Source organism: Salinimicrobium profundisediminis (assembly GCF_026241755.1).
GTDB classification, from domain to species: Bacteria; Bacteroidota; Bacteroidia; order Flavobacteriales; family Flavobacteriaceae; genus Salinimicrobium; species Salinimicrobium profundisediminis.
This window is the reverse complement of the sequence record NZ_JAPJDA010000013.1, coordinates 38983-53212: the sequence shown is the minus strand read 5'-3', so window position 1 is coordinate 53212 and position 14230 is coordinate 38983. Positions and strand designations below refer to the sequence as shown.

Annotated in this window: 15 protein-coding genes; 12 read left to right on the top strand and 3 right to left on the bottom strand. The window is 39.8% G+C overall.

Annotated elements, in window-relative coordinates; genetic code table 11:
- Positions 1 to 6 precede the first annotated feature (6 nt).
- The 12 genes from OQ279_RS09220 (at position 7) to OQ279_RS09165 (ending at position 10401) form a co-directional block, all read left to right on the top strand.
- Entirely contained in the window at positions 7 to 900 is an 894-nt protein-coding gene (locus tag OQ279_RS09220) for a ribose-phosphate pyrophosphokinase (RefSeq protein ID WP_189602880.1), read from the top strand.
- Entirely contained in the window at positions 897 to 1541 is a 645-nt protein-coding gene (locus OQ279_RS09215; RefSeq protein ID WP_266069597.1) for a hypothetical protein, read from the top strand. Before OQ279_RS09220 ends, OQ279_RS09215 begins: the two co-directional genes overlap by 4 nt.
- 6 nt (positions 1542 to 1547) lie before the next feature.
- A complete protein-coding gene (locus OQ279_RS09210) occupies positions 1548 to 1853 on the top strand; it encodes a phosphoribosylpyrophosphate synthetase (RefSeq protein WP_266069596.1) in 306 nt (101 codons plus the stop codon).
- A gap of 11 nt (positions 1854 to 1864) precedes the next feature.
- Entirely contained in the window at positions 1865 to 4009 is a 2145-nt protein-coding gene (locus OQ279_RS09205; protein WP_266069595.1) for a copper-translocating P-type ATPase, read from the top strand.
- A gap of 199 nt (positions 4010 to 4208) precedes the next feature.
- Positions 4209 to 4760 carry a PRC-barrel domain-containing protein gene (locus OQ279_RS09200; RefSeq protein ID WP_189602884.1) on the top strand — a complete coding sequence of 184 codons (552 nt, stop codon included), beginning with the start codon at positions 4209 to 4211 and terminating at the stop codon, positions 4758 to 4760.
- 112 nt (positions 4761 to 4872) lie between these two features.
- A complete protein-coding gene (locus tag OQ279_RS09195) occupies positions 4873 to 6195 on the top strand; it encodes an APC family permease (RefSeq protein ID WP_189602885.1) in 1323 nt (440 codons plus the stop codon).
- A gap of 60 nt (positions 6196 to 6255) precedes the next feature.
- Positions 6256 to 6498: a heavy-metal-associated domain-containing protein gene (locus OQ279_RS09190; protein ID WP_189602886.1), complete on the top strand. Its 243-nt coding sequence runs from the start codon at positions 6256 to 6258 to the stop codon at positions 6496 to 6498.
- Positions 6495 to 6743 (top strand): heavy-metal-associated domain-containing protein, encoded by a 249-nt coding sequence (locus OQ279_RS09185; protein ID WP_189602887.1) that lies wholly within the window; start codon positions 6495 to 6497, stop codon positions 6741 to 6743. Before OQ279_RS09190 ends, OQ279_RS09185 begins: the two co-directional genes overlap by 4 nt.
- Before the next feature lie 150 nt (positions 6744 to 6893).
- Positions 6894 to 6995: a heavy metal-binding domain-containing protein gene (locus OQ279_RS09180; RefSeq protein ID WP_265164187.1), complete on the top strand. Its 102-nt coding sequence runs from the start codon at positions 6894 to 6896 to the stop codon at positions 6993 to 6995.
- A gap of 489 nt (positions 6996 to 7484) precedes the next feature.
- Entirely contained in the window at positions 7485 to 7712 is a 228-nt protein-coding gene (locus OQ279_RS09175) for a hypothetical protein (RefSeq protein WP_266069594.1), read from the top strand.
- A gap of 27 nt (positions 7713 to 7739) precedes the next feature.
- Positions 7740 to 8717 carry an ion channel gene (locus tag OQ279_RS09170; protein WP_189602888.1) on the top strand — a complete coding sequence of 326 codons (978 nt, stop codon included), beginning with the start codon at positions 7740 to 7742 and terminating at the stop codon, positions 8715 to 8717.
- 367 nt (positions 8718 to 9084) lie between these two features.
- The gene (locus OQ279_RS09165; RefSeq protein WP_266069593.1) at positions 9085 to 10401 is read left to right on the top strand and encodes a PQQ-dependent sugar dehydrogenase; all 1317 of its coding nucleotides are present in this window, start codon (positions 9085 to 9087) and stop codon (positions 10399 to 10401) included.
- A 64-nt stretch (positions 10402 to 10465) separates the two neighbouring features.
- Here the strand turns inward: OQ279_RS09165 and OQ279_RS09160 are convergent, their stop codons facing one another.
- The 3 genes from OQ279_RS09160 to OQ279_RS09150 are packed head-to-tail and all read right to left on the bottom strand — an operon-like array spanning position 10466 to position 13854.
- Positions 10466 to 12832, bottom strand: coding sequence for a TonB-dependent receptor (locus OQ279_RS09160; protein ID WP_266069592.1), 2367 nt, complete (start codon positions 12830 to 12832; stop codon positions 10466 to 10468).
- Positions 12778 to 13287 carry a transmembrane 220 family protein gene (locus OQ279_RS09155; RefSeq protein ID WP_266069591.1) on the bottom strand — a complete coding sequence of 170 codons (510 nt, stop codon included), beginning with the start codon at positions 13285 to 13287 and terminating at the stop codon, positions 12778 to 12780. The genes OQ279_RS09160 and OQ279_RS09155 overlap by 55 nt, the downstream gene beginning before the upstream one ends.
- A gap of 51 nt (positions 13288 to 13338) precedes the next feature.
- Entirely contained in the window at positions 13339 to 13854 is a 516-nt protein-coding gene (locus OQ279_RS09150; protein ID WP_306419770.1) for a DUF305 domain-containing protein, read from the bottom strand.
- Positions 13855 to 14230: the final 376 nt, after the last annotated feature.

Genomic DNA, 14230 nt, shown 5'->3' with positions numbered 1-14230 from the left:
CGTGCTATGAAAACAATATTATTTAGCCTTCCCGGAAATGAAAAACTTACAGAGCTTTTAGCAAAAAAAATGGATGCTGAAATAGGGAAAGCCAACGTGCGTAAATTCCCTGACGGGGAGTCATACACGCGTATATTATCTGATGTTAAAGATAAATGTGTGGTACTAGTATGCACCTTGCACGAACCGGACGAGAAACTGCTGCCTCTATATTTTTTAAGCCACACAGCCAAATCCTTGGGAGCAATGTGCACCTGCTTGGTAGCACCCTATTTGGCGTATATGCGTCAGGACAAAGTATTTAATGAAGGTGAAGGAGTGAATTCCGGTTTTTTTGGAAAATTGATTTCAGGTTTTGCCGATAGCATTATCACAGTTGACCCTCATTTGCATAGAATTAGTTCTTTGGGAGAAGTGTATCAAATTCCAAATAAAGTAATTCACGCTGCTGATGCCATTTCAGAATGGATCAAGAAATACATCAAAAACCCGGTACTTATCGGGCCCGATTTGGAAAGTGAACAATGGGTTTCCGAAGTCGCTAAAAATGCTGGCGCACCTTTTACGGTATTACAGAAAGTACGTCACGGCGACCGTGACGTGGAAGTCTCTGTTCCTGATATGGATAAGTACAAGAATGCCACACCCATTTTGGTAGATGATATTATTTCCACCGCGCGAACAATGATTGAAACCGTACAACATCTGAAAAAAGCAGGAATGAAACCCCCTATCTGCGTAGGCATTCACGCCGTTTTTTCAGGAAATGCCTATCAAGATTTATTGGATTCCGGAGTAGAAAAGATAGTTACCTGCAATACCATTCCGCATCCATCCAATGGCATAGATTTAAGCAATATTATTGCAAAAGAGGTAAAGAAATTAATGCACCATATATGAGAAAACAAGGATTTATAGTACTATTTATCTTATTCAGCATCACAATGACTGGACAAACGGAAATGCTTATAGGGCAGATTTCAGGCAGAGTGGTCATTCGTGAGAATTTTGATGAAAAAGGTGCTTTTCTCAATAAACAAATATTTGAAGCGGGTGAAACAATAAAGAAAAATGGATATTATGAAATTGAGGTAGTTACAGAATTGTTGGATAAAGACAAAAAATTGACCGATAAATACACCACGACCTATCTCTGTAAGCCTGATGAAGCCAGTATTATAATAACGGCTTTGCCGTTTTCCAACCCAAAATCAAGGCAGACCAAGGTTAATACCACCTCTGAAAAATTTAAAAGGCTTTACGATTTGGACAACCTTGAAAATATAGAATTGGAAATGACTTTTGATTCGGGACTGCTCGATTTTTTTGGTTCCAAAAGTATTATAAAGATATATGACCGAAAGTTCAATGACAACAAAAAAACTATTAATTCAAAGATCAATATTAAGACCTATGCGTGGGGGATTCGCATTAAGCAACTAAATTATACTGTTAACGAGAAATTAAATGGACAAGGTCTATTGAACTTTCAAGAATTTATCGAAGAAGACAACAGTTATTTTACAATGACTTATAAATAAAAGAAAATGAATAATTATGACACCCTTTCAGAAGCTGTGAATGGCCTCCAGGCCAGAGGTTACAAATATGATTTTAATTTAAAGCCTCACTGTCTTGAGTGCCCCTCTTTAAAGCTGGAGATACACCCACAGGATTTTTTGGTCAATGAAGTATATAGATTTGAAGGAATGAGCAGTACAGATGACAACAGTATATTATTTGATATCTCTTCCCGTTATGGGGTCAGGGGGATTTTGGTAGATGCATACGGTATCTATTCAGAAAATATTTCGGAAACAATGCGAACCAAACTAAGACAAATTAACCAGTAAATTCAGGAATTATGGAACATCACGACGAACACAAGGAGGAGTCAAAGAATTCAGCGAAGCGGGAAGCAAGAAAAGAAGAAGCTAACTTAAAGGATGACCTTGCTGAAAAAACAAAACATGGGCACAATAAGGCGATGGACCGGGACATGATGGATCATGACAGGGGGAAACATGACGATGATGAACCCGCTCATGGCCATGCAGGTCATGATCACCATAAAATGATGATTGAAGATTTTAAGAAGCGTTTTTGGGTAACTCTTGTTTTAACTATCCCAATCCTCTTTCTGTCGCCAATGATCCAGGATTTCTTTGGGTACAAATATCTTCTACCAGGAAATAAGTACATCCTTTTTGCCCTCTCGACTGTTGTTTACTTCTATGGAGGCTGGCCATTTTTGAAAGGCTTTTGGTCTGAAGTGAAAAAAGCTGCCCCAGGGATGATGACCCTCATTTCTATGGCAATTACAGTGGCTTATCTCTACAGTTCTGCCACGGTCTTTGGTCTCGAGGGTGTTGACTTTTTCTGGGAACTCGCTACGCTTATTGCTATTATGCTGGTAGGGCATTGGATTGAAATGAAATCTGTTTTGGGTGCTTCCAAAGCTTTACAGCTTTTGGTGAGTATGATGCCTGCGGAAGCGCATCGGGTAAACGGAGATCAGATTGAAGATGTAAAGCTGGATACGCTAAAAAAAGGAGATATAATTCTTGTTAAACCTGGTGAAAAAGTGCCTGCAGATGCTATAATCGTGGAGGGTGAAAGCTACCTGAATGAGTCGATGCTTACCGGGGAATCAAAACCGGTAAAGAAAAGTACAGATCAAAAAATAATTGGTGGATCTATTAACGGCAATGGATCCTTAAAGGCTAAAGTCGAACATACCGGGAAGGATAGCTATCTCAATAAGGTGATCACTATGGTGGAGGAAGCGCAAAAATCCAAATCCAAAATGCAAAACCTTTCCGACAGGGCCGCAAAATGGTTGACCTACATAGCATTGGGTATTGGTTTTGGCACTCTTGCGGTTTGGTTGATCTTAGGCTTTCCTTTTGTGTACGCACTTGAGAGAATGGTGACGGTTATGGTCATTGCCTGCCCCCATGCGCTAGGACTGGCAATTCCACTTGTAGTCGCAATTTCTACAGCAGTATCTGCCCAAAATGGATTGTTAATTCGTAACCGAACGGCTTTTGAAGAATCCCGAAAAATTACCGCCTTACTTTTTGATAAAACCGGAACCCTTACTAAAGGGGACTTCGGCGTCACCCGTATCGAATCTGTGAATGATAAATTCTCCAAGGAAGAGATTCTAAGGCTTTCCAGCGCGTTAGAACAGAGTTCTGAACACCCTATTGCTGTTGGGATCATCAAAAAAGTAAAAGATGATAAAGTCCCTATTCCAAAACCAGAAAACTTTAATGCCATTACCGGCAAAGGAGTCGAGGCCACTGTAGAGGGAAAAGAGGTGAAAGTAGTAAGTCCTGGATACTTGCGGGATGAAAATATCAACATCCCCGAAGATGCCTATAGCGATGCAGCCGAAACTGTGGTTTTTGTATTGATCAACGGTGAATTAGCCGGGTATATCGCGCTTGCCGATGAGATTAGACCCGAGTCTGCAGACGCCATCAGGATATTTAAAGAGAACAATATTAAAGTTTTTATGGCAACAGGGGATAATGAGAGGACCGCTAAAGGAGTTAGTGACAAACTCGGTCTGGATGGATATTATGCAGAAGTCTTACCCCATCAAAAAGTGGAAATAGTTAAAGAATTGGAAAGTAAGGGAGAATTTGTGGCCATGACCGGTGACGGGGTTAATGATGCGCCGGCTTTGGCTCAGGCGAACGTTGGTATTGCAGTAGGTTCGGGAACAGATGTGGCTGCAGAAACTGCCGATATCATCCTGGTCAACAGTAATCCTCAGGATATTGCCAATCTAATCCTTTTTGGAAAAGCTACTTATGATAAGATGATTCAGAACCTGGTATGGGCAACGGGTTATAACGTTGTAGCCATTCCATTAGCTGCCGGAGTACTTTATTCCACAGGTTTTGTGTTAGGACCTGCCGTTGGGGCCGTGTTTATGAGTTTGAGTACAGTTATTGTTGCAATTAATGCGCAGTTACTGAAGAAAAAGATTGGAAAATAGGAGAAAAAGTTCTTGGAAAATTTCATTTAATTTTCATGAAAAATTTTGCAATGGAGACACTTGCAAAGGCTAAAATATTTCTTTCTCACTGATTAGAATTATAAAGGGAAATCAAGGGTCCAATTTTTACTTTGAAAAATAATATGTTTAGTTTTTAATGATATGTTTTGAAATAATTAAACCCGATTAAAATTAGGATATGACGAGACACAGAATAATGATACAGAAGTGGAAATATGATGAGGTTGGTCAGGATATAAAAAGAAGTACCTCAAGAGATCCTAATGAGATTTCTGCACCACTTGAACATTTGGAAGAGCTTAAGAACAGCGACTACAAAATTGATGATCATTTTTCCAGGATTTATGGAAGGCAGATAGTTGATGCTACTGGAACAAGAGTGGGAAAGCTGAAGGATTTTTTGTTCGACAAAACCCAGAAAAGAATAAGATACCTCGTTGTGGGATTAGAGATAAATGTAAAAGAGGATAAGGATGTTTTAATTCCCATAGGAAGAGCAGAACTAAATCAAGAGAAACAAAAAATTGTTGTTCAGGAACAAGTAAGTGCTGAGAAACTAAAAACATTGCCCACCTATAAAAACTTAAAAAGTCTCGCTATTGAAGATGAAAAGAAGACTCTGCTAATTTTTTCCGCAAAACAAAAGGAGGAAATCAGTTATACGCAAGGGAATTTTTACAACCAGGAGGATTTCAATGAAAGGACTTTTTTCGGTTCTGATGAAGAATGAGGAAATGCAGGTCTACTTATAGTCAAAGGAATTCAGCTTATTAAATGAAAGCCCGGAATTTCCTTTTTTTGAAGTTATATTGAAGGTTGATTGATTTTTTTTAAAGAATTATATGTCTGAATATAAAAAGAACAGCCTTTCCCTTACCGGTGCGGTGGCAATGGGAACAGGTGTAATGATTGGTGCAGGGATTTTTGCGCTCCTTGGGCAGGTGGCCGAACTCTCCGGGGAATACTTTGCATATGCTTTTATCCTGGGAGGAATTATTTCCGGTTTTAGTGCCTACTCTTATATTAAAATGTCCAATGCTTATCCTTCAGCAGGAGGGATAGCTATGTACCTGCAAAAAGCGTATGGCAAAGGAACTATTACAGCTGCCGCATCTTTGCTCATGGCCTTTTCTATGATTATTAATGAAAGCCTGGTCGCCAGGACATTTGGGAGTTACACCTTGCAGCTATTTGATGCTGGGGAAAGAAGCTTCTGGGTTCCAGCCTTAGGGGTAGGATTGCTTATAACAGCCTTTGTTGTAAATATTCTTGGAAATAAAGCAATTGGAAAAATCTCCCTTTATATGGCAGCTTTAAAAATTGGAGGTTTAATTATTTTTGCAGCTGGAGCCCTTTGGGCTTCCGGGGTGGATCTGGATGCGGCTGTTCCTTCTGAAGAACGCAAAAACAGCATTGTTGATTATGTTGCTGCACTTGCCTTATCTATTTTGGCATATAAAGGTTTTACTACTATAACCAATAGCGGGAGTGAAATTGAAAAGCCTCACAAAAATGTTAGTAGGGCCATAGTAATTTCTTTATCAACTTGTGTGGTAATCTATTTTTTAGTAGCTCTGGCTGTAGGATCGAATCTTTCTATTACTCAAATAATAGAAGCAAAAGATTACTCGCTTGCGGAAGCTGCTCGGCCCCTGTTCGGGGATTTTGGATTAATCTTTACCGTTGGAATTGCTATTATAGCAACGGTTTCCGGGGTGATCGCCAGTATTTTTGCAGTTTCCCGGATGACAGGAATGCTCACAGATATGCATTTAATCCCCCATAGCCATCTTGGAATGTCTGGAACTATCCAAAGGCATATGCTGATATATATAGTAGTAATTGCAATTATCTTGACCATATTCTTTGACCTAAGCCGAATTGCTTCTTTGGGTGCTATTTTCTACCTGGTCATGGATATAATCGTTCATGTGGGGGTTTTGAGATATCTGAGAAAGGAAGTAAAAGCAAAATCAGCTATTTTGATTACAGCAATTATTCTTGATGTTGTTGTTCTTCTTGCCTTCTTGATTGTAAAATCTCAAACTGACATATTTATAATTTATGTCGCGGTTCCTTCTATTATTCTAATTTTTATTGCTGAATTTTTCTTTCTGAAAAACAGGTTTGACGAAGGGGAAGCTGATATGCATTCCCATGAGTAAATACAAATTCTACTTTTACAGAATAGTAGCGTAAATTATTTTAACTAAAAACGTAATTAAATGACCCATAAATATAAAATATCAGGAATGACCTGCAACGGCTGCCGAAGTACGGTGGAGAAAGCTTTGCAGGGAGTTGAAGGAGTATCTAATGTTGAAGTAAACCTTCAGAATGAACAGGCAGTTATTGAGATGAAGCAGCATGTGCCCGTGGCAAAGCTACAGCAGGCACTGGAAGAAACGAAAGGAAGCTATTCTATTGCTCTACCACTTGAGGATGAAGGTAGTTCTCAAACAATATGACGCATACCTATGCTGTTCACGGGATGACCTGCAACGGCTGCCGTAGCCGTGTCGAAAAAACCTTAAATGAAGTAGAAGGAGTCACAAAGGCTTCGGTAGACCTAGAAAAGGAAGAGGCGATGATAGAGATGGATAAACATATTCCACTTAAAACCTTTCAGAAAAAGCTGGAGGAAGATGGAGGAACTTATTCTATCACTGTGCCGGGAGAGAAACCCAAAAAACCGTCTAAAGAAAATACATAAAAAGCGACGGGAGGATCTGGAACCTTTTATTATCCAATGTACTGCGAGGAGGAAAAAACCTACAACAAACCCGGGGATTGCACGGTGTGTAGGGTGAATCTTGTGGAAGTACCGTTTTCGCAAAAGATGCCTCAGTGATTTACCTCCCTCATGCATCCTAAAACAGTAGAGGATGAAATGGGTTCCTGCCCAATTTGCGGGATGGATCTTGTGCCTATGGAAGGAGGTGTGGATGGAGATGATAAGACTTAAGAAACTGCTGAAGAAGTTCTTGACTGCTACTGTCTTCACCGTTCCTAATTTAATAGCAGCGATGTCTGAGGAAATGTTTTCAGATAATCCACTGTTAGAGCTAATGGATTGAAAGTACCGGAAATGGGTTCATTTAGGGCTATCTGTTCCTGTTGTTTTTTATGCCACCTGGATGTTTTTTGAACGAGCTTATTGAAAACAAGACCCTGGGTATTCCAGTTGCAGCAGGATTGCCGTAGTCATTTTTAGTAATACTTCTTTCACCTATAATTGCTGCCTTGGCTATTGCAGCCCTGTTGCGGTAATAGCAAATGCTTGGCGTCTTAGAGCTGCAAAGGTTTAGCATATAATGAAAATCTATGGTTCCTTGACAAAGACATTACAATCTAAATTACCATTATCCTGGGATAGTGAATGTATTTTCTAAAATAATAGAACAGGGCGAAATCCATAATAACTAATTTGTTCAAAATTGATACAAATTACGTTATGGATTTCAAAAGAGAGAGAGATGCGAATAAGCGGCTATGGTGTCTGATTTTCGCTTCAATAGTAATTGTAGAGTTGGGATGGTGGATAGCAGAAGAAGTTTTCTGTGAGCCTGTAATAGAGGTTGATTCTAAAGGAGAGAAAGAAATTTCACCTAATGATTCTTTTTTTGTAGGATTTCAGGATGAATTTCAGGGTCTATTTATATTGGCTTCTCAAAAATTATAACATAGATAAAAACAAATAAATAATAAAATGTCAGAAACATTGCTAATCCTTGGATTCATTATACTATTAATAGCTATACATGATTTCTTTTACACTACTCTTTCCGCCAGTGGGGCGGGTTTTATTTCTGAAAATGTGGCAATTTTATCAGATAGGATACTACAGTTCTGTGTGGGGATTTTTGGGAGAAAGCTTTATAACTATCACGGGCTATTCATAAATCTCATGATCCTCGCAGTATGGCTTTCTATGATTTGGTTTGGACTTTTCCTGGTTTATTCTTCCAACCCCGAGGATATTACTAACAGTAGCGGCAGAGTAGCAAATTTCTGGGAACGGCTCTATTTTACTGGATATATACTTTCTACTCTGGGGATGGGAAATTTTAAACCTATATCGCCTTTTTTTGAACTGGTTACGAGCTGCTTTTCCTTCTTTGGATTCATTTTTTTCACCAGCTCGATGACTTATTTTCTTTCAGTTTCATCTGCTGTGGTAAAGAAAAGAACCCTGGCGAAAAGCATCCATAATTTGGGTAATAGCCCCCAGGCCATAGCAAATAAGTTACTTAGACTAGATTCCCCCTATAGTTACCTACAGATCCTTGACCTTCAGGAGAAGGTAGACGAACATTCCGTAAGTCATCAGGCTTATCCTGTTGTTCATTACTACAGTCGGTCCCAAGTGAAAGACTCGTTCAGTATTAATATCACAAGATTAGATGAGGCTTTATCAATTCTTCTTAAATCTAACAAGGGAGAAAATTTTCGGGAGGAATTGAAAATTTTGCGTTCTTCTCTGTCAGATTTTCTTCGAAATCTAGATAAAAATTTCTCCCGCAGCTTGCCTAAAGCTGAAGTTTCCCCAGGCAATGAAGATTTACCGCGCAGTTTGACTCAAAGAAACTCACAAGAGTTGGTTGAGCGTAGGCGTATTTTGGGGAGCTTGCTTAGAAGCGAGGGCCTTAGCTGGCACCAGGTCGTGGAACAGGATCAAGAAAGCTAAAAAATATGTCATAATTAACAATTATATCCTCTATTCTGAATAAAAAACTTAAAAATAAAATGTCTCTCCTAGCGGAATCGATTTTTACTATAGATAGCCATGGATAAAATTACATTCAAATATTCTTCTTTTTTTTAAAATAAAATGATAGAAATACTATTGAAGAACTAATACTTTACTCTCTTTAAAGTTAATAAGAGGATAAGTTTAAATCATAGTTAAATAGAGCGGTTAAATGTCGATTTAGTATTTATAGACTTATCAGTCATATGTCAGTCTTTAACAGCCTGTTAACCACTGCTGTATATGGTTTTGTGTACCTTGCTAACAGATTGATAACAAGGAATTCCACTAAAAATAGACCATTATGAAAATCAAATCCTTTTTCTCTTTAATCTGCTTATTAACTATATCCTTCGCAACTTTTTCGCAGGAATCGGTAGGACTGGAGGTTGTAGCAGATAATCTAGTTTCCCCTGTGGCATTTGTTGAATCTCCTGATGAATCTGGAAGGTATTTCATCGTTGACCAGGTAGGGGTGATCCGAATTCATACTCCCCAAAAAGGACTTTTGGAAGAACCATTCTTAAATCTGAAAAATAAGATAGTTGAACTAAAAGATGCCCATGAAGAACGAGGTTTGTTAGGACTTGCTTTTCACCCCAATTATAGTGAAAACGGCAGGTTCTTCGTCTATTATAGTGCACCCCTGAGTGGGGATGGTCCCGAGAACTGGGATCATACCAGCCACATTTCAGAATTCAGGGTCTCTCCGGATAACCCCGATATGGCTGACAAAGCTTCAGAAAAGATCATTCTGAAGGTCGATCAGCCACAGGATAATCACAATGCTGGGACTTTGGCCTTTGGGCCAGACAATTACCTCTACATTGCCCTTGGCGATGGAGGAGGAGCAAACGATATCGATATGGGCCATGTCCCCGATTGGTATGAAAAAAATGCAGGAGGAAACGGTCAGGATGTAGAGCAAAACCTGCTGGGCAGTATCCTGAGAATTGACGTAAATGGAGATGCTCCTTATGATATTCCTGAAGACAATCCTTTTGTAGATAAGGAGGGAATGGACGAGATCTACGCCTATGGGCTTAGGAATCCATACAGGTTCTCCTTTGATATGAAAGGAAACAAAGATCTCATTGCGGGGGATGCGGGACAGGTACTTTGGGAAGAAGTAAGTGTAATCACAAAAGGTGGCAATTATGGATGGAATGTCAAGGAAGGCACTCACTGCTTCAATGTTTATAACAACGATAAAGAGAAGGAGGAATGTCCTGAAAAAGATAAGATAGGCAACCCTCTAATAAATCCCGTCATCGAGTTTAAACAGGGTGGCCTTGACGATGGAGGCAATGGACTGGTCGTAATAGGAGGCTATGTTTACAGGGGTAAAGACCTTAAAAATATGGACGGGAAATACATTTTTGGTACCTGGACACAGCATCATGGAAAACCTGCGGGAGCCGTGTTCATGTCAACTCCAAAAGAGACCGGCATGTGGGATTTTCAAGAGCTGAAAATTGCTCAGACCAACTCTACTTCAGTTGGCCATTATTTGCTGTCTTTCGGTCAGAACAAGGAAGGAGAAATGTTTGTGCTTACAACCGATGAAGAAGGCCCTGTAGGTACTACCGGAAAGGTTTTCAAAATGACTTCGGGGAATTAAAAAAAGACATTTTAAATACACGCGGAACCACCCTTTTTTAGGGTGGTTCCTTATTTATGAAAGATCATATCTTAAATGATAAAGTTACACCGTAAGTAGCAGGATTCCCGAGGTGAACTGCTCCAAAGTTATAGCCGTAGCTAATATATTTTTTATCAAAAATATTACGGCTCCATAGCATGAGCTTAAAGTCCCGGTAGGAGACCCCAATATTTCCGTGGTACAGGTTGTACGGTTCCTGCCTTAGATTATTTGCAAGATCGAAATAATGTTCCCCCAGGTACTTCCATTCTGTACGGGCTGAGAACTCCCAGTTGTCATTCAGTCCCAGGCTTGACTCGTATTGTAGAGCGAGCATTGAAGTTATTTCCGGAGTGTAGATTTGTTTGTTACCTTCAAGATTGACTTCACCGGCATCTTGCGCCACGAGCAGCGACTCATAACCGGCGTCTGTAAGACCAAAATCATAACCAAGTTCAAGGCCGGTGGCCAATAAGGCTTTTAGCTCTACTTCCATACCTTTGCTCGTGAGTTTTCCGGTGTTTCGTGTGACGATAACCCCATCGGGCATGACTAAGGTCGGTACCTGTACGTCGGTCACTTCCGTATAAAAAACAGTGGCATTCAACAGTAGCTTATTCTCTAAAAAAGAGTTTTTAGTGCCTATTTCATAATTATAGCTGAACTCTGGTTTGTACTCGTACAAAGGTGGCTGTGTAGGGTCTGTACTTAAAGGAGTGAGGCCTCCCGCCCTAAAACCACGACTATAGGTAAGGAAAACGAGGTTCTCTTCTGAAAGATCATAGGTAAGACCAACCTTAGGCGAGAAGGCATTGAAACTCGCAGTAGCGGTAGAGTCTGGTTGATATTCAAAGAGAGGTTCAGTATCAGAGTCCAATTGATATTCTCCAAGCACAGACTGCTTCTTGTATTCATGATCGTATCGCAATCCAGCGATGGCCCCGATGTTCTCGGTAAGCTGATAATTTAGCTGCCCAAAAAAGGCAATTCCTTTACCTGTTGATTCTGTAGTATTGATTAGCGAATAGTTGGTGTCTTCAGATCCCATAAGGGCGGCATCTTCCCCCAAATGGGTCGCCTGTTTTACCGGGCTTTCCTGATAGAACATAAAAGTTCCTGCCGTCCATTCCAGGTTTTTGTCCGATCTACTGGGAGAGGAGAATCTAAATTCCTGTGTAGCTACTTTTACCGTGTTCCAGTCTTTTCCATAGTCATTGATGATGGACACAGCATCCAGAGGAGAGAAGTCTGCATCAATTGGGCTTTCATAATACCTGTAATTCTGCTGGTAGGCAGTTTGTGAACTAAAATTAAAATTCCTCCCTTTGTGATCAATGACCAGAGATGTATTGAATGTGTTGTCCTTCATTGTGGAAAGTTGATTCTGGTTTAGAGTGTAAGGGTTTTCAAAAGCCGCTTCTACACCCATGTTCAGAGGAAATGCACCGTCATTCTCTGCTGTGAAGTGTTTTAGATTTAAGGTGGCATTCCAGGTGGGGCTAAAAAGGTACTTCAGATAGTAATTTCCCGAGAAATTTTTCTGATCATCATAACTGGAGCCGGTGAATTCATTGGTGTAAAATCCTTCTCTTTCCTCATATAATCCGGCTGCACCAAAAAAGAGTTTCTCTCCTAAGGGGGTTCTTATTCCGGCAATGTACCGCTGTTGGCTGTAATTGCCCAGGCTAGCTTCTCCAAATATGGTGGTTTCATTTTGAGGCTCCCGGGTTATAATGTTGATCACTCCCCCCATGGCATTTCTTCCGTAGAGAGTTCCCTGAGGTCCGCGCAGGACTTCTATTCTTTCAATATCAAAAAGTTGGGTGATATAGGTATCAAGATTGTACTGGTTTACACCGTCAATATAAGTTGCAATGGCCGGATCATAGGAGGTAGTAACAACTCCCCTTATTGAGGTAACGGTTCTTCTATCCCCGGGATCACTTGCGTAGAGGTTAGGGGAAATTGCTGTTAGATCATTGACATTCTGGATCTGGCTCTGTTCTATGTTTTCAGCAGAAAGACTGGTAACACTAAGGGGGATCTCCTGGATCACCTCTTCCCTTTTTTGAGCAGTCACAACCACTTCCCTGAGGCGTTCTCCTTCGGAACCTAAAATCACTTCCAGTTCAGTTATTGCTGAATCGACGGTAATATTTCTTATAGTTTCTGAAAACCCTGATTTTCGAATCCTCATTACATATGAGCCAAAGGGTATTTCCTGAAAAGAAAAATTTCCATCGACTCCGGTACGGGCTTGAAAAGAGGTATTCAATAACCTTATCTCAACATTTGCCAAGGGCTCAGAAGAATCTGAAATCACTTTTCCTTGCAAAGTGCCAGGTTCCTGTGCGTTTAACAGAAAGGTGAAAAGGCTGAAAAGAATTCCGAAGAATAATTTTTTGTCCATTCTTTATTAGTTTGGGTTCTGTTATATAAAACTGACTTTCGAAAAAGCAGGTTGAGAATATGTACAAAACTTAGGATGAGCAGTCCGAAGAATTCCCGGGTGGCTTCTATCCAGGGCTTATCATCAGACATGGAACCGGTGATATTTTCCGCGGAATGCAAGCTGAACCAGGTGAAGACGCCATTGGGAGCAAAGAATAAATAAACAGCGTACGAAACGAAAACGACCAGCCCTGCATAATGTAAAATTTTACTATCCTTCCGGAAAATAGCCAGCATGGAGACTAGCGCTCCATATCCGTAAATAGACATCCATAAAAGTGGGTCCGGGTCGTTGTGTTGTATAAAGGCAGAAACAAGAAAAATTACTGCAAAAAGTGCATTGGCTATTTTCACAAAAAGTTGGTTTTGAACATTAGTCACCTCTTCGACCCACCAGGAGCCGGAGCTTTTCATCTAAAGTTATGCACGGATTTTAGAAGTATCGCCAATTTAACTCCAGGATTGTTATTCCTCTAAATCTATGGTCTCTTTCTCGAGCGTACCTTCAAAATATGGAACCGGGCGTTCCCTTTTTTCTTCCTCTGTTTCTACTATGCCGTTCTCTCTTATGTCATTTATCAGCCATTGCATTTCCATGATCTCCCTACGCTGCGCCTTAATGATTTCATCTGCCAGCTCTCTTACCCTAACATCTTCTATTTGAGAACGTTCGCTGGTTAAAATTGCGATGGAATGATGAGGTATCATGCCTTCCATATAATCTGTATCCGAAACGGTTACCTGGCTTCGTACCAGCCATATCGCCCCACCTATTAATATGACTCCAAAAGCAAGAGTGAGCATATTGGCTTTCCTGTTATTGTACATGTTGAGCATATACAATAACATAATAATGATCATTGCTCCTCCCATGATCATTGTCATAAACAACCGGGTTTCACTAAACCAAAAATGATCTATAATTTGATAAGAATTTGTATACATCAGGAAGAACATAGCAAGCATTGATGTGGCTATCATTAAAAAAAATTTTAGATAAGCCTTTTGGTTGTTTTGATTATTTTCCATTTTTTAAATTGTTTGGTTAGAAATTATTTTGATTTAAAATTAATTTGATTGGGTATTGAAGGCTTTTGCAAATTAAATAGCCTGAAAATATAATTACATAAAAATTGTGTTAAATCTAATTTTTGTCTTTGGGAGTGATTTTCAGGATGACTTTATTTACCATAACCTTTAAAGAGCTGTAGTCCTTGAATTAATAGTTTACTAAGAGTGAAATAGGCTGGAACTCCCGGCTCAATAAGCTTTTTCAAGGTAGGACAAACTTCATTTTTATATGAGTACGCTGCGTTCCTTTCAAAAAAAACGATCAGTGGAACACTATCCTCTGTGA

Excerpts from the sequence above, each read along its gene's own strand:
- OQ279_RS09220 (WP_189602880.1), top strand. The coding sequence starts at position 7 with ATGAAAACAATATTATTTAGCCTTCCCGGAAATGAAAAACTTACAGAG.
- OQ279_RS09215 (WP_266069597.1), top strand. The coding sequence starts at position 897 with ATGAGAAAACAAGGATTTATAGTACTATTTATCTTATTCAGCATCACA.
- OQ279_RS09210 (WP_266069596.1), top strand. The coding sequence starts at position 1,548 with ATGAATAATTATGACACCCTTTCAGAAGCTGTGAATGGCCTCCAGGCC.
- OQ279_RS09205 (WP_266069595.1), top strand. The coding sequence starts at position 1,865 with ATGGAACATCACGACGAACACAAGGAGGAGTCAAAGAATTCAGCGAAG.
- OQ279_RS09200 (WP_189602884.1), top strand. The coding sequence starts at position 4,209 with ATGACGAGACACAGAATAATGATACAGAAGTGGAAATATGATGAGGTT.
- OQ279_RS09195 (WP_189602885.1), top strand. The coding sequence starts at position 4,873 with ATGTCTGAATATAAAAAGAACAGCCTTTCCCTTACCGGTGCGGTGGCA.
- OQ279_RS09190 (WP_189602886.1), top strand. The coding sequence starts at position 6,256 with ATGACCCATAAATATAAAATATCAGGAATGACCTGCAACGGCTGCCGA.
- OQ279_RS09185 (WP_189602887.1), top strand. The coding sequence starts at position 6,495 with ATGACGCATACCTATGCTGTTCACGGGATGACCTGCAACGGCTGCCGT.
- OQ279_RS09180 (WP_265164187.1), top strand. The coding sequence starts at position 6,894 with ATGCATCCTAAAACAGTAGAGGATGAAATGGGTTCCTGCCCAATTTGC.
- OQ279_RS09175 (WP_266069594.1), top strand. The coding sequence starts at position 7,485 with ATGGATTTCAAAAGAGAGAGAGATGCGAATAAGCGGCTATGGTGTCTG.
- OQ279_RS09170 (WP_189602888.1), top strand. The coding sequence starts at position 7,740 with ATGTCAGAAACATTGCTAATCCTTGGATTCATTATACTATTAATAGCT.
- OQ279_RS09165 (WP_266069593.1), top strand. The coding sequence starts at position 9,085 with ATGAAAATCAAATCCTTTTTCTCTTTAATCTGCTTATTAACTATATCC.
- OQ279_RS09160 (WP_266069592.1), bottom strand. The coding sequence starts at position 12,832 with ATGGACAAAAAATTATTCTTCGGAATTCTTTTCAGCCTTTTCACCTTT.
- OQ279_RS09155 (WP_266069591.1), bottom strand. The coding sequence starts at position 13,287 with ATGAAAAGCTCCGGCTCCTGGTGGGTCGAAGAGGTGACTAATGTTCAA.
- OQ279_RS09150 (WP_306419770.1), bottom strand. The coding sequence starts at position 13,854 with ATGATAGCCACATCAATGCTTGCTATGTTCTTCCTGATGTATACAAAT.